The organism is Nocardioides marmorisolisilvae (assembly GCF_003725775.1).
GTDB lineage: Bacteria > Actinomycetota > Actinomycetes > Propionibacteriales > Nocardioidaceae > Marmoricola > Marmoricola marmorisolisilvae.
On sequence record NZ_RJSG01000001.1, the window covers coordinates 192,088 to 210,322 of the forward strand.

The 18,235-nt window shown below is 68.3% G+C and carries 21 protein-coding genes; 5 read left to right on the forward strand and 16 right to left on the reverse strand.

Annotated elements, in window-relative coordinates:
* Positions 1-4 precede the first annotated feature (4 nt).
* From ppdK to EFL95_RS00995, 3 genes are read right to left on the reverse strand one after another with little or no spacing between them, the layout of a single operon-like run.
* Complete coding sequence (ppdK, locus tag EFL95_RS00985; protein WP_123232200.1) at positions 5-2,668, reverse strand: pyruvate, phosphate dikinase; 2,664 nt, start codon at positions 2,666-2,668, stop codon at positions 5-7.
* Between the two features lie 45 nt (positions 2,669-2,713).
* Positions 2,714-3,628: an SMP-30/gluconolactonase/LRE family protein gene (locus tag EFL95_RS00990; RefSeq protein WP_221176272.1), complete on the reverse strand. Its 915-nt coding sequence runs from the start codon at positions 3,626-3,628 to the stop codon at positions 2,714-2,716.
* Between the two features lie 38 nt (positions 3,629-3,666).
* A complete protein-coding gene (locus tag EFL95_RS00995) occupies positions 3,667-4,272 on the reverse strand; it encodes a class I SAM-dependent methyltransferase (RefSeq protein WP_123232663.1) in 606 nt (201 codons plus the stop codon).
* A 52-nt stretch (positions 4,273-4,324) separates the two neighbouring features.
* On the opposite strand from EFL95_RS00995, the gene EFL95_RS01000 reads away from it, so the two are divergent.
* The 3 genes from EFL95_RS01000 to EFL95_RS01010 all read left to right on the forward strand — a co-directional run bounded on the left by EFL95_RS01000 (position 4,325) and on the right by EFL95_RS01010 (position 7,092).
* Positions 4,325-5,995, forward strand: coding sequence for an NAD(P)/FAD-dependent oxidoreductase (locus EFL95_RS01000; protein WP_123232201.1), 1,671 nt, complete (start codon positions 4,325-4,327; stop codon positions 5,993-5,995).
* Between the two features lie 99 nt (positions 5,996-6,094).
* A complete protein-coding gene (locus EFL95_RS19130; RefSeq protein ID WP_148044931.1) occupies positions 6,095-6,460 on the forward strand; it encodes a DUF6547 family protein in 366 nt (121 codons plus the stop codon).
* An 89-nt stretch (positions 6,461-6,549) separates the two neighbouring features.
* Positions 6,550-7,092, forward strand: coding sequence for an SMI1/KNR4 family protein (locus EFL95_RS01010; RefSeq protein ID WP_123232203.1), 543 nt, complete (start codon positions 6,550-6,552; stop codon positions 7,090-7,092).
* Positions 7,093-7,197: 105 nt separating this feature from the next.
* Here the strand turns inward: EFL95_RS01010 and EFL95_RS19135 are convergent, their stop codons facing one another.
* The gene (locus tag EFL95_RS19135) at positions 7,198-7,761 is read right to left on the reverse strand and encodes a hypothetical protein (RefSeq protein ID WP_148044932.1); all 564 of its coding nucleotides are present in this window, start codon (positions 7,759-7,761) and stop codon (positions 7,198-7,200) included.
* Between the two features lie 199 nt (positions 7,762-7,960).
* Here EFL95_RS19135 and EFL95_RS01020 point away from each other — a divergent pair, with 199 nt between their 5' ends.
* Complete coding sequence (locus EFL95_RS01020) at positions 7,961-8,632, forward strand: hypothetical protein (RefSeq protein ID WP_123232205.1); 672 nt, start codon at positions 7,961-7,963, stop codon at positions 8,630-8,632.
* Positions 8,633-8,702: 70 nt separating this feature from the next.
* On the opposite strand, the gene mgrA is transcribed toward EFL95_RS01020, so the two are convergent.
* Together mgrA and truA are read right to left on the reverse strand one after the other, a co-directional pair.
* Positions 8,703-9,728, reverse strand: a complete 1,026-nt coding sequence (gene mgrA, locus EFL95_RS01025; protein ID WP_123232206.1) for an L-glyceraldehyde 3-phosphate reductase — start codon at positions 9,726-9,728, stop codon at positions 8,703-8,705.
* A 53-nt stretch (positions 9,729-9,781) separates the two neighbouring features.
* Entirely contained in the window at positions 9,782-10,603 is an 822-nt protein-coding gene (gene truA / locus EFL95_RS01030) for a tRNA pseudouridine(38-40) synthase TruA (RefSeq protein ID WP_246004738.1), read from the reverse strand.
* 64 nt (positions 10,604-10,667) lie between these two features.
* On the opposite strand from truA, the gene EFL95_RS01035 reads away from it, so the two are divergent.
* The gene (locus tag EFL95_RS01035) at positions 10,668-11,261 is read left to right on the forward strand and encodes a DUF6198 family protein (protein ID WP_123232208.1); all 594 of its coding nucleotides are present in this window, start codon (positions 10,668-10,670) and stop codon (positions 11,259-11,261) included.
* A 53-nt stretch (positions 11,262-11,314) separates the two neighbouring features.
* Here EFL95_RS01035 and rplQ read toward each other — a convergent pair whose 3' ends face one another.
* From rplQ to secY, 10 genes are all read right to left on the reverse strand, one after another.
* Complete coding sequence (rplQ, locus tag EFL95_RS01040) at positions 11,315-11,938, reverse strand: 50S ribosomal protein L17 (RefSeq protein WP_123232209.1); 624 nt, start codon at positions 11,936-11,938, stop codon at positions 11,315-11,317.
* 74 nt (positions 11,939-12,012) lie between these two features.
* On the reverse strand, positions 12,013-13,026 hold the full coding sequence (locus tag EFL95_RS01045; RefSeq protein WP_123232210.1) for a DNA-directed RNA polymerase subunit alpha: 1,014 nt from the start codon (positions 13,024-13,026) through the stop codon (positions 12,013-12,015).
* A 67-nt stretch (positions 13,027-13,093) separates the two neighbouring features.
* A complete protein-coding gene (gene rpsD, locus EFL95_RS01050) occupies positions 13,094-13,702 on the reverse strand; it encodes a 30S ribosomal protein S4 (RefSeq protein ID WP_123232211.1) in 609 nt (202 codons plus the stop codon).
* Between the two features lie 31 nt (positions 13,703-13,733).
* On the reverse strand, positions 13,734-14,141 hold the full coding sequence (rpsK, locus tag EFL95_RS01055; RefSeq protein ID WP_123232212.1) for a 30S ribosomal protein S11: 408 nt from the start codon (positions 14,139-14,141) through the stop codon (positions 13,734-13,736).
* Between the two features lie 58 nt (positions 14,142-14,199).
* Positions 14,200-14,574: a 30S ribosomal protein S13 gene (gene rpsM, locus EFL95_RS01060; protein WP_056599771.1), complete on the reverse strand. Its 375-nt coding sequence runs from the start codon at positions 14,572-14,574 to the stop codon at positions 14,200-14,202.
* A gap of 187 nt (positions 14,575-14,761) precedes the next feature.
* On the reverse strand, positions 14,762-14,875 hold the full coding sequence (gene rpmJ, locus EFL95_RS01065) for a 50S ribosomal protein L36 (RefSeq protein WP_004008316.1): 114 nt from the start codon (positions 14,873-14,875) through the stop codon (positions 14,762-14,764).
* A 31-nt stretch (positions 14,876-14,906) separates the two neighbouring features.
* Positions 14,907-15,128 carry a translation initiation factor IF-1 gene (infA, locus tag EFL95_RS01070; RefSeq protein WP_027860491.1) on the reverse strand — a complete coding sequence of 74 codons (222 nt, stop codon included), beginning with the start codon at positions 15,126-15,128 and terminating at the stop codon, positions 14,907-14,909.
* 269 nt (positions 15,129-15,397) lie between these two features.
* Positions 15,398-16,237, reverse strand: a complete 840-nt coding sequence (map, locus tag EFL95_RS01075) for a type I methionyl aminopeptidase (protein ID WP_123232213.1) — start codon at positions 16,235-16,237, stop codon at positions 15,398-15,400.
* A 12-nt stretch (positions 16,238-16,249) separates the two neighbouring features.
* A complete protein-coding gene (locus EFL95_RS01080; protein ID WP_123232214.1) occupies positions 16,250-16,825 on the reverse strand; it encodes an adenylate kinase in 576 nt (191 codons plus the stop codon).
* Positions 16,822-18,117, reverse strand: a complete 1,296-nt coding sequence (gene secY, locus EFL95_RS01085) for a preprotein translocase subunit SecY (RefSeq protein ID WP_123232215.1) — start codon at positions 18,115-18,117, stop codon at positions 16,822-16,824. Before secY ends, EFL95_RS01080 begins: the two co-directional genes overlap by 4 nt.
* Between the last annotated feature and the right edge of the window lie 118 nt (positions 18,118-18,235).

Genomic DNA, 18,235 nt, shown 5'->3' on the forward strand with positions numbered 1-18,235 from the left:
ACCGTCAGCGGTACGTCAACGCCGCGCGACCGGCCTCCAGCCGCGCCACCGGGACCCGGTACGGCGAGCAGGAGACGTAGTCGAGGCCGACCTGGTCGAAGAAGTGGATCGAGGCCGGGTCGCCGCCGTGCTCGCCGCACACGCCGACGTGCAGGTCGGGCCGGGTCGAGCGGCCCTTCTCGAAGCCGATGCGCACCAGTGAACCGACGCCGAGGGTGTCGAGCGACTCGAAGGGCGAGACGTCGAAGACGCCGTTCTCCAGGTAGGTGGAGAAGAAGGAGGACTCCACGTCGTCCCGGGAGAAGCCCCAGGTCATCTGGGTCAGGTCGTTGGTCCCGAACGAGAAGAACTCGGCCGACTTGGCGATCCGGTCGGCCAGCACCGCTGCCCGCGGCAGCTCGATCATGGTGCCGACCTTGTGCGACACCGCGCCGCGCTCGGCCTCGATCTCAGCTGCGACCTCTTCGATCCGCCGGCGCACGATCTCGAACTCCCGGACGCTGGCCACCAGCGGGATCATGATCTCCGGCTGCGGGTCTCCCCCGGCCGCACGGCGGTCGGCGGCGGCCTCGAGGATCGCGCGGGCCTGCATCTCGAACAGGCCCGGGATGGCGATGCCGAGCCGCACCCCGCGCAGTCCCAGCATCGGGTTCTGCTCGTGCAGGCGCTTCACGTGCTCGAGCAGGACCCGGTCGTGCTCGTCGGCGTTACCGGCCGCCTCGGCCAGGGCCACCTTGACCGACAGCTCGGTGAGGTCGGGCAGGAACTCGTGCAGGGGCGGGTCGATCAGCCGGATGGTCACCGGGTAGCCGTCCATCGCCTCGAGGATCTCGGTGAAGTCCTGGCGCTGGAGCGGCAGCAGGGCAGCGAGCGCCGTCCCCTGCGCCTCGGTGCTCTCGGCCACGATCAGGTCCTCGACGAGCTGGCGCCGGTCGCCGAGGAACATGTGCTCGGTCCGGCACAGCCCGATGCCCTCCGCGCCGAAGCGGCGGGCCCGGGCAGCGTCCTCGGGGGTGTCCGCGTTGGCCCGCACCCGCAGTCGGCGTACGGAGTCCGCGCGGGCCATCGTGTCGGCGACTGCCGTGACCAACGGGTCCTCGTCGTGCTCGCCCTCGAAGTGGCGCACCACCAGTGATGGGCTGACCGGGACCGCGCCGGCGAGCACCTCACCCGTGGTGCCGTCGATCGAGATGACGTCGCCCTCGGCGACGGTGCGGCCCTCACGGGTCGTGAACTTCTTCGCGCGGGTGTCGACGTCGAGCGCTTCGGCGCCGCAGACGCAGGTGCGCCCCATCCCCCGGGCGACCACCGCAGCGTGCGAGGTCTTGCCGCCGCGACTCGTGAGGATGCCGCGGGCGGCGACCATCCCGTGCAGGTCGTCGGGGTTGGTCTCCTTGCGGACCAGGATCACGTCCTCGCCCCGCTCGGCCCACGCCACCGCGGTCGCGGAGTCGAAGACGGCCTTGCCGACGGCCGCTCCCGGCGAGGCACCCATGCCGGTGGCGAGCAGGTCGCGCTCGGCCTCGGCGTCGAAGCGGGGGAACATCAACTGCGCGAGCTGGGCGCCCGTGACCCGGCGAAGGGCCTCGTCGTCGTCGATGATCCCCTCGGCGAGCATGTGCCGGGCGATCCGGAACGCCGCCTCGGGCGTGCGCTTGCCGACCCGGGTCTGGAGCATCCAGAGCTTGCCGCGCTCGATGGTGAACTCGATGTCGCACATGTCGTCGTAGTGGTTCTCGAGCAGCTCCATGATCCGCAGCAGCTCGTCGTACGAGGTCTTGTCGATGCGCTCGAGGTCGGCCAGCGGCAAGGTGTTCCGGATGCCGGCGACGACGTCCTCGCCCTGGGCGTTCTCCAGGTAGTCGCCGTAGATGCCCTGGGCGCCGGTCGACGGGTCGCGGGTGAAGGCAACGCCGGTGCCCGAGCCGGCGCCGCGGTTGCCGAAGACCATCGCGATGACGGTGACCGCGGTGCCGAGGTCGTCGGGGATGCGCTCCTGGCGCCGGTAGAGCCGGGCACGGTCGGTGTTCCAGGACTCGAAGACGGCGGTGGTCGCCAGGTCGAGCTGCTCGCGGGGGTCCTGCGGGAACTCGCGCCCGGCGTGCTCGACGATCAACTTCTGGTACGTCGCCACCAGGCCCTCGAGGTCGCCGGCGTCGAGGTCGGTGTCGGCGGTGACGCCCTTGCCGGCCTTGAGCTCGTCCAGGGCGTCCGCGAAGACGTCGTGCTCGACGCCCATCACGGTTCCGCCGAACATCTGCAGCAGCCGCCGGTAGGAGTCCCAGGCGAACCGCGGGTCAGCTGCGGAGTCCGCCAGGCCGTGCACGGAGGCGTCGTTGAGCCCGACGTTGAGGACGGTCTCCATCATCCCGGGCATCGAGAACTTGGCACCGGAACGGACCGCGACCAGCAGCGGGTCGTCTGAGGCGCCCAGCCGCTTGCCCATCGTCGCCTCGAGAGTGGCCAGGTGGGCGGTCACCTCGGCCGCCAGCGTGTCGGGGTGCCGTCCGGTGGCCATGAATTCGCGGCAGGCGTCGGTGCTGATCACGAACCCGGGCGGGACCGGCAGACCGATGTTGGTCATCTCGGCCAGGTTGGCGCCCTTGCCGCCGAGCAGGTCCTTCTGGTCCTTGTTCCCCTCGGCGAAGTCGTAGACGAACGTTGCCATGAAGCATCATTACCCACCGGCGCGGCCGGGACGCTCAGGCGCGCGTCACGGGGTCAGCCGGGTGACCGTTCCGGTGAAGCTGGTCGCGTACAACGCGGCCGGGTCCCAGCCGGGCCCAGCACCGAACCGCACGGAGGACACGAACGGGATCCCCGAGGCGATCGTGCAGACCGCACCGCTGTCCGGGTCGACCCGGACGACCTGGCCCGCGACGTTGAGGGCCACGTACAGGTAGCCGTCCGCGCCCCGGGTGAGGTCGTCGGCCGAGTTCAGCGGACCGAGGCCGGGGATCTTGATCTTGCGCGGCGCTGCGTTCGGGGCCGCGAGGTCGACCACGTTGATCACGGTGCCGAGGTCGAAGGTGGAGTCGACGTAGAGCAAGCCGCGCTCGGCGTCGACGGCCATCCCGTTGGTCGAGGTCGCGGCGGTCGCGAACGGGGTGGCGACGCCGGCCGGTGTCACCCGTGTCATGGTCGCCCTCGCGCCGAGCACGTCACGGCTGACCACGAAGTCCCCGCCGGGCAGCCGGATCAGCCCGTTCGGCATGACGAGCCCGGTGGCCACCGTGCTCACCACCCCGGTGTCCAGGTCGACCGCGTTGATCGCCCCGTCGGGCTTGTTGAAGAGCCCCGAGGCGAACCCGTTCCCGCTGTTGAAGTACACCGTGCGTCCGTCGACGACGAGCCCGCCGGGAGAGGCCACGTTCGGGACCACGGTGCTGCGGGTGCCGTCGGCGGCGAGCCGGCGCAGGCCGCCCGGCGTACCGGCCAGGCTGCTCTCGGAGAGCAGCATCCCGCCGGTGCCGTCGAACGCGAGGTTCTCCAGGGTCCCGTAGCCGCGCGCGACCGGGGTCTTGGTCCAGGCCGGGCAGGCCACCGCGGTCGAGGGCGAGGGATCCAGCGCCACCAGGGCGGCCGCCGCCAGCACGGCAGCGGTGAGGGCTCGGAGCAGACGGGTCATCGGGTGCCTTTCGTCAGGGGCCCGATCCCGGGCTCACCCTAGCCGCGGCGCGACTCCAGCACCCGGAAACCCTTGGCGCTGTGCACCTTGGCCGTCGGGAAGCCCTGCTCGGTCAGCCACTCGGCGAGCGAGTCGGAACCGAGGTTCTTGCCGACGACCAGTCGCGCCCGTCCCTCGGGCGCGAGCCGTGGGAGCCAGCGGAGCAGCAGCTCGTGCAGCGCGTCCTTGCCGATCCGGATGGGCGGGTTCGACCAGATCTCGTCGTACGTCGCGTCGGGGTCGATCTGGTCGGGCAGCGCAGCCGTGAACTGGTCGGCGACACCGAGCTGGGCCGCGTTCTCGTTGGCCAGCAGCACGGCCCGCTCGTTGACGTCCACCGCGGTGACCGTGCACCCGGGGACCGCGATCGCGACCGCCAGCCCGATGACCCCGTAGCCGCAGCCCAGGTCCAGGACGGTGGTCGCGTTCACCGGCGGCGCCTCCTCGCGCAGCAGCACGCCGGTGCCGATGTCCAGGCGCCCCTGGGCGAAGACCCCGGACCCCGAGGTGAGCTCGAGCCAGTGGCCCCAGACGTTGGCCCGCACCGGCACCCGCTTGAACGGGGCCTGCGGGTCGGCGGTGAAGTAGTGCTCGTCCTCAGCCATGGTGCCCATATTGCCCGTGCACCCCGCGGCCGCGCTGACCTAGGCTCACCACGTGAGCGAGACCCCGTCCCGGCTGCCGCTGATCGTGCTGTGCGCGCCCGAGAACGCCGACGTGCTGCTCGAGCAGTTCTCCCGCTACCAGCGCGAGTACGACGTGCGGGTCTCCCGGTCCGCCGAGGAGACCGGCGACCTGCTCTCGCGGGCCCGTGCGGACGGCGACCAGGTGGCCCTGCTGGTCACCGAGTCCCGGCTGCCCGACAGCGCGACCTACCCAGCGCTCGCCGCCTGGCGCAGCATCCTGCCCACGGCCCGTCGCGTGGTCGCCGCGCACTGGAACTACTTCATGGAGGATGCCGAGGCGCTGCGCCCGGGACTCGCGACCGGCAAGTACGACGCCTTCTTGCTGATGCCGCGCGGGATGCGCGACGAGGAGTTCCACACCGCCATCACCGAGCTGCTCTCCGACTGGGGCTCGACCGTCGCCGCCCCCGAGGTCGCGGCCGCCGAGATCATCAGCCCGCAGGGCAATCGCCTGGTGATCCAGGTCCGCGACTTCCTGGACCGGATGGGCATGCCGAGCGCGGTGGTCGATCCCGACTCCGCGCGGGCACAGGAGCTGCTCGCCGACTACGACGGACCGCTGGACTACCCGCTGTTCCACCGGATCGGCCGCGGCGCCTTCAGCTTCACCTCGGTGCGCGACGTGGCATCGCTGATCTACGGGGCGCCGGCCGACATCGACGTCGACAAGGTGGTCGACCTGGTCGTCCTCGGCGCCGGCCCGGCCGGCCTGGCGACCGCGGTGTACGGGTCCTCGGAGGGCCTGAGCACGGTCGTCATCGAGTCCGAGGCGATCGGCGGACAGGCGGGCACCAGCTCGATGATCCGCAACTACCTGGGCTTCCCGCGCGGGATCTCCGGGATGCGCCTGTCCCAGCGCGCCCGCAACCAGGCGATCCGGTTCGGCACCCGCTTCTTCACCGGCTGGCCGGTGACGGCCGTCGAGCCGGGACGCGACGGCGCGCCCCACGTGGTCCGGACCGAGGGCGGCGACGTGCGCGCCCGTGCCGTGGTGATCTCCACTGGCGTCGAGTACCGACGCCTGGGCATCACCGCGCTGGAGGACCTCGTCGGCTTCGGCGTGCACTACGGCGCCGCGGTCAGCGCGGCCCGCGAGCTCGAGGGCTACGACGTCGTGGTGGTCGGCGGTGGCAACTCCGCCGGTCAGGCGGCCATCCACCTGGCCCGCTTCGCGCGGTCGGTGACGATCCTGGTGCGCCGCCCGGACCTGTCAGAGACCATGTCTGACTACCTGATCCGGGAGATCGAGTACAACAACGTGATCCGCGTCCAGGGTTGTGCGCAGGTGGTCGACGGCGGCGGCGACGAGCGCCTGCAGTGGATCAGCGTGCGCGACCTCAACACCAACCAGGACATCCGCAAGGAGGTAGCGGGTCTCTTCCTGCTGCTCGGCGCCGACCCCGGGTGTGGCTGGCTGCCGGAGGACATCTGCCGCGACGAGCGCGGCTTCGTGCTCACCGGCCGCGACATCCCCAAGCACCTCTGGGTCGGCGGGACGCCTCCGGCGAACCTGGAGACCGCGGTGCCTGGCATCTTCGCGGCCGGCGATGTTCGCGGCGATTCGATGAAGCGGGTGGCCGCGGCGTCCGGCGAGGGCGCGAGCGTGGTGCCGCTGGTGCACGCCTACCTGGGCTCGGCCTGACGATTCCAATCGCGAAGTCATCCACTGGTGGGTGGCCGGATCTGCCGAGATGAGGGTAACCAGGTCTGAGCACTTCCACCCCTAGGCCATCATGGCCGCATGCCGAACGACGACGAACGCATCCAGTACCGCGCTCTCATTGACGCTCTGGTGAACGAATGTCGAAGTGGCCAGGGAACCGTCCTTCCAGGCTGGGTGCGCCGTGGAATCTGGAACGCGTACGCCGACGAGCATCCGGAAGAGATGCCTGACGAGCATCGTATGAATCTCCTGCTCGCACGGCTGTCCAGTGAGGACCGCGATGTAGTGGCCAGGATGCTCGAGCTGAGCTACCAGGGCGCCGTCCACGACACGCTCGCTGTTCTTCACGAGCGGGAGGTGCAGCCCTTCGACGACGGTTACGAAGGGACGCCGTACCACGATTTCATGGGCAGACTCATGACAGATTGGGACTGGCCCGTCTAGATAGCGCGTCCGTTCATGCCCCGCACCCTCGCGCACGCCGATGAGCGGATTCCGGTGCGCCCGCGACGACGGAATGGGAACCTGGCCAGGTGGACGTGACCGACCTGAATGCGTGGACGGATCGAGTGAGACAGCGGGTCGACACGTTGATGAGCGGGTTCGAGGACCGCTTCGGCTATCCGCCCGGTGACAATCGCGTTGTTTCGGCGACTCGTCCGGGTGGCGTGGCGCTTCGTGACGCCCTCGGAGTCCGAGCACCTGCGGCCGTTGTTGAGTTCTTCGACGCGATCGAGGAGGTCAGTCTTCCCGACGTGTGGAACGGCTATTTCCTGGGACCGGTCGATTGGGTCCTCGCGGCGTACTCGGGTCGGGAACCCGGGCTCATCGAACTTGACGGGGTGCAGCACGAGGTCCTCGTTGTCGGGGCGGACGGCGGCGGAGCGCTGTATTGCGTGGTGCTCGGCGAGCACCCGCTCGTCGTGCGACTGGACCAGGTCACGATCCGGGACGGGATCGCGCGGACGCCGCCCGGGTTCACGCAGGAACTCGCGCCTGATTTCGCTGGATTTCTCGAGGCGCTGGCGATCGCTATCGAGGCGAGCGTCGAAGGCGCGCACGCGCCTGCCTTCTAACGGGAGGTCAGGGCTGGCCCATGAAGCCGGATCTGCCGCGATGAGTGGGCGAATCTTCCGACGTGCGCGTCGGCGCACACTACTGGCGAGATGTGCGACCACCCGCTACTTGCGGTGGCTCACTCTCAGGCGAACGTCCCCGCCAGTTCGCTGGGAGCCGTCGTGGCCGTCTTGGCTGTAGTGGACGTCGATGCCATGAAAAGCGACGACGCCAGCGTGTGTTGGAGTGATGGCTACTAGGAGTTGCTGGTGCTCGAGCGACATTCGGGCGTCGTCAGCAGCGACCACCTTGCGGCAGGACTGGAGCGTGTCGGTCGACGGCGCGACTCCGTAGGTCGGAGGACCGTTCATCGTGCACAGGAAGTAGCCAAAGGACGCGTCCGTCGTGTCTGCCAGCCCGCGGGGTGCAACGCCATGGAGGGTCACGAAGCCTCGCGCCGTACCGGGAGTGGTGACGAAGACGTAGTACGTCGCACCCGCCCGTGCGAGGTTGTACCCGACCCCATTTCCGGACGGCGAGAAGGCTCGGGCCTCCCACTTCGGGCCTTGCAGGGCGACGGCGGTAATCGCGACAGCAGCGGCGACAGCGCACGCCCCAGCGCCTAAGAGCGGCCATCGGCGCCACCGGGCAGCCTTGCGAGCGGGTGCCGCGATCTCCGAGATACTCACCGCCAATGGTTACCACGGCGCCATCGCGCTGGGCACGAAAACCCCAACTAGGCCATACCCAGCCGTCCGATCTGCCGCACACAGCGCGCATCTGCCGATGACAGTGTCGATCTGCGAGGCAAGATGATGCCGGGATGACTCGGGTCGGGACGTTTCTCGGACGCCGAGTTGACCTCGCGATAGAGAAAGGTCGTCACTGATGCGGACCCAGGTGCTGCTCGCTTCGACGTTGCTGGCACTTTTTGCCGGGTCGTTCTGGATCAAGTACCAGCGGCGGCGAGGCCGAGACCCACGAAGCTTGGTGGTCGAACGTGGCGGGGACTCCAAGGCCACGATCGTTCTCGCCGCGGACAACGGGCTGAGCGCTCGGATTCTCACCGTCATGGTAGCTGCGACCTCCGTCTCCGGGGCCGTCGACACCTGGAGTGCAGCCCCAGGCTGGTCCTTCATCCTCCTTGGTTTTGCCGGTTATGTAGGCCTCGGGTTCTGGGTCATGCAGTCTGGCCGGAGCGGTCACGGCACCGTCTGGCTGACCCCCCACGGCGTGAGCCAACGAGCAGCTGGGATGGAACAGTGGATTCGGTGGGGCGACGTGGTCAACGTTTACCCGTACAAAGCCGCCCTCGTCATCGAGTCGAGAGCTCCACACGGTCAGCGTCGTCTTGCACCACGAATCGTTGTCGGCAGCCGTCGAGGTACCCACACGCCGTTGGTGATGTGGGTAGAGCTTCAGAACATCCACCCGTCGTTGCAGGACCACCTGCTCCGTTGCATTCAGAGGTGGGCGGCCGATGAAACCTTGCGACAGGAGATCGGCACCGAGTCTGCGTCCGCCTGGTTGCTGGGCGACAAGCGCGAGTACGGCTTCTGAGGCGACCCTGCCCGGATCTCCCGCGATGAGCGCACATCCCCATCAGGACGTAGGGTCCCAGGCGCGTGCTCTATTCCTCGGTCTGCTTCGCCCAGAGATTGATCCCGGACTCGACCGCGTACTTGTCGATCTCGGCGAGCTCTTCATCGGTCAGCGGCGGGTGCTCGAGCGCGTCGAGGTTGGTGTCGAGCTGCTCGACCGAGGAAGCCCCGATGACGGCTGAGGTGACACGCGCGTCACGCAGCACCCACTGCAGGGCCAGCTGCGCGAGCTTCTGGCCGCGACGCTCGGCGATCGCGTTCAGTGCCCGGACCCGGTCCAGCACGTCGCTGTCCAGGTCGGTCATCGTCGAGTCCTCCCGGGCCGCGCGCGAGTCGGCCGGGACCCCGTCGAGGTAGCGGTCGGTCAGCAGGCCCTGGGCCAGCGCGGTGAAGACGATGCAGCCCATCCCCTGGGTCTCCAGCTCGTCGAGCAGGTCCTGCTCGATCCAGCGGTTGAACATTGAGTACGACGGCTGGTGGATCAGCAGTGGGGTGCCGAGCTCGCGGGCGATGGTCGCGGCCTCGTGCGTCTTGGCCGCCGAGTACGACGAGATGCCGGCGTACAGGGCGCGGCCGGAGCGGACCGCGTGGTCCAGCGCCATCATCGTCTCCTCGACCGGGGTCTCCGGGTCGAAGCGGTGGCTGTAGAAGATGTCGACGTACTCCAGCCCCATCCGGCGCAGCGACTGGTCGAGCGAGGCGAGAACGTACTTCCGCGAACCCCCGCCCTGCCCGTACGGGCCGGGCCACATGTCCCAGCCGGCCTTGGTGGAGATCACCAGCTCGTCGCGGTACGGAGCGAAGTCGTCGCGGAGGTAGCGGCCGAAGTTCTCCTCCGCCCGCCCGTACGGCGGTCCGTAGTTGTTCGCCAGATCGAAGTGCGTGACGCCGCGGTCGAACGCCCGCCGCAGCACCGCCCGGTGGGTGTCCTCGGGACGGTCGTCACCGAAGTTCTGCCACAGGCCCAGCGAGAGGGCGGGCAGCTTGAGCCCGCTCCGCCCGGTGAACCGGTACTCCATCGCGTCGTAGCGTCCCGAGGCTGCCGTGTAGGTCATGCCCCTACCTTGTCAGGCGGGTCCAGGCATCTCGACAGGCTCGATGACCGACATCAGAGCTCGCGCCTGGCCCGGGCCTGCTCGGCCTGAGCCGCCAGCCCCTCGTCGTCGGGGTAGCCGACCTCCTCGAGCGTGAGCCCGTGGGCCGGTGCGACCGAGAACCCGGGAGTCCGCTCCCGCCCGGCCAGCACCGCTTCGGCCCACTCCGGGGTCTGCTTCCCCTCGCCGACCGCGATCAGGCAGCCCACCAGGGCCCTGACCATGCTGTGGCAGAACGCGTCGGCCCGCACGGTGGCGGTGAGCACCCCGTCGAGGCGGGTCCACTCGAAGTCGAGCAGGGTGCGGATCGTCGTGGCGCCCTCGCGCTTCTTGCAGAACGAGGCGAAGTCGTGAAAGCCGACGAGCCGGGCCGCGCCCGCGTTCATCGCGTCCAGGTCCAGCGGGCGCGGCCAGGCGAGCACGTGGTCACGGGTCAGCGGGTCGACCATGGACGGGTCGTCGACGATCCGATAGGCGTACCGGCGCCAGATCGCGCTGAACCGGGCATCGAACCCCGCGGGAGCCTCGGACGCACCGAGCACCCGCACGTCCGGGTCGAGGACCCCGTTGACCCGACGTACGAGGGAGTCGATCGGGTCGGGCGCCCGACCGGCCGCCTTGACCAGCACGGCCTCCTCGACGTCGAGGTGCGCCACCTGCCCACGCGCGTGCACGCCGGTGTCGGTTCGGCCGGCGACGGTGACCGCGTTGCCCTCGGTGCGCAGCACCGTGTCGAGCGCGCCCTCCAGCTCGCCCTGCACCGTGCGCAAGGCCGGTTGACGGGCCCAGCCCTTGAAGGCCGTCCCGTCGTAGGCGAGATCGATCCGCAGACGCACGGAGCACAGTCTCGCAGCAGGAATGGCCGCGACGGGCAGCACCGGTCTCTGCGAGGCTGGACGGGTGCGTCGCTTCCGCCCTGCCCGGCTGCTTCTCCTGCTCGCGGGCTGCGTCGTACTGGGGCTCGGGGTCGGCCTGCTGCTCATCGCCGACCTGGGCTCGGACGGCTACTCGACGCTCGTCAACGGGATCGCCCGCAGCGGCGACTGGGAGTTCGTGGTCGTCAACATCGCCGTCAGCGCGGTCTTCCTGGCGGTGGCCGCCGGCCGGGGTGTGCTGCCCGGGATCGGCACGCTGGTGCAGATCGTCGTGGTCGGCTACACGGTCACGCTGATGCTCGACCACCTCGACACCCCGGACTCGGACGTCACGCGCGCGCTGCTGCTGGTGGTCGCGATCCCGGTGCTCTCGATCGGCATCGCGGCGTACCTGGGCAGCCAGCTCGGTGCCGGCCCGGTCGAGGCGGCTGCCCTGGCCTGGGACCCACCGGTGCCGTTCCGCTGGAGCTACAGCGCCCTGCAGGCCGTCGGGGCGATCGCGGGCTGGCTGCTGGGCGCCGCCATCGGCCCGGGGACGATCGTCGTCATCTTCATGCTCGGGCCGCTGGTGGACCGGACGGCCCGGCTGATGCGGCTGGACGTCCACCAGACTCGTTGAAGCACGAAGGCCCGCCACCCTTGCGGGTGACGGGCCTTCGGGTGAGCTCGTGCTCAGGCCTCGGGCTTCTCCTCGGCAGCAGCCTCGGCGGTCTCCTCGGCGGGAGCCTCCTCAGCAGCGTCCTCGGCGGGCGCCTCGTCGGCCGGAGCCTCGTCAGCGGTCTCCTCGACCTCGACGACCTCGTCGGTCGCCTCGGCCGGGGTCTCCTCCGCCTCGGTGGCGTCGGTCGCCTCGGTGGTCTCCTCGACCTCCTCGACCTTCTCAGCCTTCGGAGCCGGCGCGGCCTTCTCCTTCTTCGGCTTCGCGGGCTTCGGGGTGTACGACTCGGTCACCAGCTCGATCACGGCCATCGGCGCGTTGTCACCCTTGCGGGGACCGATCTTGGTGATCCGGGTGTACCCGCCCGGACGCTCGGAGAAGGTCGGAGCGATCTCGGTGAAGAGGGTGTGCACGACCGACTTGTCGCGGACGGTCTTGAGGACCTCGCGACGGTTGTGCAGGTCGCCCTTCTTCGCCTTGGTGATCAGCTTCTCCGCGAGCGGACGCAGCGTGCGCGCCTTGGCCTCGGTGGTGGTGATCCGACCGTGCTCGAACAGGGCCGTGGCCAGGTTCGACAGGATCAGCCGCTGGTGCGACGGGCTGCCGCCGAGGCGGGCGCCCTTCTTGGGAGTAGGCATGTGCTTCTCTCATTTCTCCCGAGCCGTGTCAGGTACTCGGGTAGCCCGGCCGTATCAGGTACCGGAGTTGGTTGTCAGTACTGCTCGTCCTCGACGAACGAGTCATCGTCGTCGTCGTACGCCGCGAGAGCGGTGGCCGGGTCGAAGCCGGGCGCGCTGTCCTTGAGGGACAGACCCATCTCGACCAGCTTGGCCTTGACCTCGTCGATCGACTTCGCACCGAAGTTGCGGATGTCGAGGAGGTCCTGCTCCGAGCGGGCCACGAGCTCACCCACGGTGTGGATGCCCTCGCGCTTGAGGCAGTTGTAGGACCGGACGGTCAGGCTCAGGTCCTCGACCGGCATGGCCAGGTCCTGCGCCAGCTGCTCGTCGACCGGCGACGGGCCGATGTCGATGCCCTCGGCCTCGACGTTCAGCTCACGAGCCAGGCCGAAGAGCTCGACCAGGGTCTTTCCGGCCGACGCGATGGCGTCGCGCGGACGGATCGAGGACTTGGTCTCGACGTCGATGACCAGCTTGTCGAAGTCGGTGCGCTGCTCGACACGGGTCGCCTCGACCTTGTAGGTCACCTTGAGCACCGGCGAGTAGATCGAGTCGACCGGCATCCGGCCGATCTCGTTGTCCGCACCCTTGTTCTGGACCGAGCTGACGTAACCGCGACCCCGCTCGACGACCAGCTCCATCTCGAGCTTGCCCTTGTCGTTCAGGGTGGCGATCTTCAGGTCGGGGTTGTGGACCTCGACACCGGCCGGCGGAGCGATGTCCGCGGCGGTGACGTCACCGGCGCCCTGCTTGCGCAGGTACATGGTGACGGGCTCGTCGTGCTCCGAGGAGACGACCAGGCCCTTGAGGTTCAGGATGATCTCGGTGACGTCTTCCTTGACGCCCTCGATGGTGGAGAACTCGTGAAGAGCGGTGTCCACCTTGATGCTGGTGACCGAGGCACCCGGGATGGAGCTGAGCAGGGTGCGACGGAGCGAGTTGCCGAGCGTGTAGCCGAAGCCGGGCTCCAGCGGCTCGATGACGAACCGCGAACGGAACTCGTCAACGACATCTTCCGACAGGGTCGGGCGCTGTGCGATGAGCACTGGTGTTTTCCTTTCCGAGCCCCACCTCTATTTGAAGGGCTCGAACTCACTGGGGTGGTGGAGTGGATTACTTCTTCGAGTAGTACTCGACGATGAGCTGCTCCTGGACCGGAAGCTCGATCTGAGCACGGACCGGGAGCGAGTGCACGAGGACGCGCATCCGCGACGGGACGGCCTCGAGCCAGGCCGGGACGATCCGCTCGCCGTGGGTCTCGCGAGCCACGATGAACGGGGTCATCTCCAGGCTCTTCTCCCGGACGTCGATGACGTCGTGGGCGGAGACCTGGAACGACGGGATGTCGACCTTCTTGCCGTTCACCAGGAAGTGACCGTGCACGACCAGCTGGCGGGCGTGACGACGGGTCCGGGCGAAGCCGGCGCGGTAGACGACGTTGTCGAGGCGGCACTCGAGGAGCTGGAGCAGGTTGTCACCGGTCTTGCCCGAGCGGCGCGCGGCCTCCTCGTAGTAGCGGTGGAACTGCTTCTCCATCACGCCGTAGGTGAAGCGGGCCTTCTGCTTCTCCTGCAGCTGATTGCGGTACTCGCTCTCCTTGATGCGCGCACGGCCGTGCTGGCCGGGGGCGTAGGGGCGCTTCTCGAAGGCGGCGTCGCCGCCGACCAGGTCGACACCGAGGCGGCGCGACTTCTTGGTCATGGGGCCGGTGTAGCGGGCCATGGTTCAGTCTCTCTTTCTCAGTATCGGGTGGTCAGACGCGCCGGCGCTTGGGCGGGCGGCAACCGTTGTGCGGGGTGGGCGTGACGTCCTGGATGGTGCCGACCTCGAGGCCGATGGCACCCAGCGAACGGATCGCGGTCTCGCGGCCCGAACCCGGACCCTTGACGAAGACGTCGATCTTCTTCATGCCGTGGTCCATCGCACGACGACCGGCGGCCTCGGCGGCCATCTGGGCGGCGTACGGGGTGGACTTGCGCGAGCCCTTGAAGCCGACGGTGCCGGCAGAGGCCCACGAGATCACCGCACCGGTCGGGTCGGTGATCGTGACGATGGTGTTGTTGAACGTGCTCTTGATGTGGGCTTCGCCCGCGGCGACGTTCTTCTTCTCCTTGCGACGGACCTTGGTCTTCGCCGCAGCCTGACGGCTCTTGGGAGGCATTCAGTACTCCTGTGTTCGAAAGTTCGAGTTCGTGGGAAGCAAGCTCAGTGACCGAGGGTCACTTGGCCTTCTTCTTGCCGGCGACAGTCCGCTTCGGGCCCTTGCGGGTACGAGCGTTGGTCTTGGTGCGCTGACCGCGGACCGGAAGGCCCATGCGGTGGCGGCGACCCTGGTAGCTGCCGATCTCGATCTTCCGGCGGATGTCGGCCTGGACCTCGCGACGGAGGTCACCCTCGATCTTGAAGTTGGCCTCGATCTCGTCACGGAGCTTGACCAGCTCCTCGTCGCCCAGGGTGTGGACGCGCGCGTTCGGGTCGACCCCGGTGGCGGCGAGCAGCTGCTGGGCGCGGGTACGGCCGATGCCGTAGATGTAGGTGAGTGCGATCTCGATGCGCTTGTCGCGCGGGAGGTCAACACCAACAAGGCGTGCCATGTGTATTCCTTCAGTGGTTCACGGTGGTCTGGTCGTGTCGCGTCTGGAGTGGCACTCCAGCTCCGGCCATCCGTTCCGGAGGTGATTCGGTCAGTGCCTCGGCGCTGACCTAGCGATCACGTAGTGGATGTATTCAGTTGTCCTTCGAGACGGTTGCTGCGCAACCTCCTCAGGAACCGGGGCTGGTTCAGCCCTGGCGCTGCTTGTGGCGCGGGTTCTCGCAGATCACCATGACGCGGCCGTGGCGACGGATCACCTTGCACTTGTCACAGATCGGCTTGACGCTCGGGTTGACCTTCATGTCAGCCCTTTCTTGCTAGTTCGGCTGGGACTTACTTGTACCGGTAGACGATCCGACCTCGGGTGAGGTCGTACGGGGAGAGCTCCACCACGACGCGGTCCTCGGGGAGGATCCGGATGTAGTGCTGGCGCATCTTGCCGCTGATGTGGGCGAGAACCTTGTGTCCGTTGGTCAGCTCGACCCGGAACATGGCATTCGGAAGGGCCTCCACGACGGAGCCCTCCATCTCGATCACGCCTTCTTTCTTCGGCATGTCCTCCACAATCTGTTGACCGTTTTATCTACCGTTCGACCCGGGAACCGCCTGCTCCGGCGTACCGGGGCAGTGGACCTCGTGGAACCGCGGGATGAGCCTTGTTTCCCCGCGCACCAGCGCACCGCAGCAAGCTGCGAGAGCTGACGTCCGGGCAGCCGTAAGGCGCCATCCAACGAACCCACGTTGGGCCGACACATCAGTCTAGGTGAATCGGCCGCTCAAACGCGAATCGAGCCCGTCATACCGGGACGAACCCGGCAAAACGGCTACCGTCCGCCGTACGGCACCCCGAGCGCGGCCAGCTTGGCCTCGCCCCCGTCGAGCGCGGTGAGCACCCAGGGCCCCTTCTCGGTGAGCGTGAAGGTGTGCTCGAAGTGCGCCGACATGCTGCCGTCGGTGGTCACGATCGTCCAGTCGTCCTCGGCCACCAGGGTGTTCTTGCTGCCCAGGGTGACCATCGGCTCCACCGCCAGCGCCAGCCCGAGCTCGAGCTTGGCCCCGCGGCCGGCCTTGCCGTAGTTCGGCACGTTCGGCGGCTGGTGCATCTCGGTGCCGATGCCGTGCCCGGTGTAGTCCTCGAGGATCCCGTAGGAACCGCCCGAAGGGTGGGTCTGGGCGCGGATGTAGGTCTCGACCGCGTGCGAGATGTCGGTGACCCGCCCGCCGAGGCGCGCGGCGGCGAAGCCGGCCCACATCGAGCCCTCGGTGACGTCCATCAGCTGCTGCACGGCCGGGTCGATCTGGCCCACGGCGACGGTGATCGCCGCGTCGCCGTGCCAGCCGTCGACGATGGCGCCGCAGTCGATCGAGATCACGTCCCCGTCGGCCAGCACCCGGTCCCCCGGTACGCCGTGCACGACCTCGTCGTTGACCGAGGCGCAGATCGTGCCGGTGAACGGCGGGTGCCCGTAGCCGAGGAACGACGGGATGCCGCCCCCCGAACGGATGTTGTCCTCCGCGATCGCGTCCAGCTCACGGGTGCTGATCCCGGCGCGCACCGAGGAGCGCAGCAGCTCCAGGGTCTGCCCGACCAGCAGCCCGGCGACCCGCATCTTCGCGATCTGCTCCGGGGTCTTGATCTGGATCCCGCGGTCCCTGAATCCCATCGCGGGAAAGACCTAGCTCTGCTTGACGGCGTCGAGCGCGGCGAAGATGCGCCCGGAGACCTCGTCGATCTCGCCGAGCCCGTCGACCTCGATCAGCAGGCCGCGGCCCCGGTAGACGTCGATGAGCGGCTCGGTCTGCTCGGCGTAGACCTCCTGGCGCCGGCGGATGACCTCTTCGGTGTCATCGGCACGGCCCTCGGTCTTGGCCCGCTGCAGCAGCCGCTGCACGAGCTCCTCGGAGTTGACCGTCAGCACCACCACGGCGTCCAGCGCGTGCCCGGTGAACGCGATCATCCCGTCGAGCTCGGTGACCTGGGCGAGCGTGCGCGGGTAGCCGTCGAGCAGGAAGCCCGGCTTCGCGTCGTCCTCGTCGATCCGGTTGCGGACCATCAGGTTGGTGACCTCGTCCGGCACGTACTCGCCGGCGTCCATGTAGCGCTTCGCCTCGATGCCGAGCGGCGTGCCCTGGGAGACGTTGGCGCGGAAGATGTCGCCGGTGGAGATGGCAGGGATGCCGAAGTGGTCGGCAACGCCCTTGGCCTGGGTCCCCTTTCCAGCACCCGGGGGACCCATCAGGATCAGTCTCATCGCAAGAAGCCTTCGTAGTTGCGCTGCTGCAGCTGGCTCTCGATCTGCTTCACGGTGTCGAGTGCGACACCGACCATGATGAGCAGGGAGGTGCCACCGAACGGGAAGTTCTGGTTGGCGTTGACCAGCACGAGCGCGACCAGCGGGATCAGTGCGATGAGACCCAGGTAGAGCGCGCCCGGCAGCGTGATCCGGGACAGGACGTAGTTGAGGTAGTCCTCAGTCGGCTTACCCGCCCGGATCCCGGGGATGAAGCCGCCGTACTGCTTCATGTTGTCGGCGACCTCTTGGGGGTTGAAGGTGATCGCGACGTAGAAGTAGGTGAAGAAGATGATCAGGCCGAAGTAGAGGGCCATGTAGATCGGGTGGTCACCCTTGACCAGGTTCTGGCTGATCCAGGTCAGCACCTGCGAGTCCGAGTTCCGGTTGAACTGGACGGCCATCGCCGGCAGGTAGAGCAGGCTGGAGGCGAAGATGACCGGGATGACACCGGCCTGGTTCACCTTCAGCGGGATGTAGGTCGAGGAGCCGCCGAACATCTTGCGGCCGACCATGCGCCGGGCGTACTGCACCGGAATTCGCCGTTGCGCCTGCTCGATGAAGATGACGCCGGCGACCACGACCAAACCGATCAGGATGACGCCGGAGAAGACCCACGGGCCCTGTGCCTTCTGCACGTTCCAGAGGGCGACCGGGAAGGTCGCGACCACCTGGGTGAAGATCAGGATCGACATGCCGTTGCCGATGCCGCGGTCGGTGACGAGCTCGCCGAGCCACATGATCACCGCGGTGCCGGCGGTCATCGTGATGACCATGATCGCGGCGGTCTTGAAGTTGTCGTGGTACAGCAGCGGGCGGTCGCAGTTCTGCAGCAGGTTGCCCGAGCGCGCCAGCGCCACGATGCCGGTGGCCTGCAGGATCGCCAGACCCAGGGTCACGTAGCGGGTGTACTGGGTGATCTTGGCCTGGCCGGACTGGCCTTCCTTCTTCAGCGTCTCCAGTCGCGGGATGACCACGACGAGCAGCTGCAGGATGATGCTGGCCGTGATGTACGGCATGATCCCGAGCGCGAAGATGGTCAGCTGGAGGAGCGCGCCACCGGAGAACAGGTTGATCAGGCCGTAGATGCCGTCGTTCTTCGCGGCGTCGAAGCAGGCCTGGACGTTGGCCACGTGGACACCCGGAGCCGGGATCTGCGAGCCCAGTCGGAACACTGCCACGATGAGCAGGACGAACAGCAGCTTCTTGCGCAGGTCCGGGGTCCGGAATGCGTTGGCGAATGCGCCTAGCACGTGCTCCTCTTTCGCTCTTCGTGGTGTCCGGCCGCGCTGCGCGCGAGCCCGTGGAAGCCTAACAGGGCAGGAGGCGCCTCACCCCTGAGAGGTGGAAGATGCCCACTGCCCTGTCTGG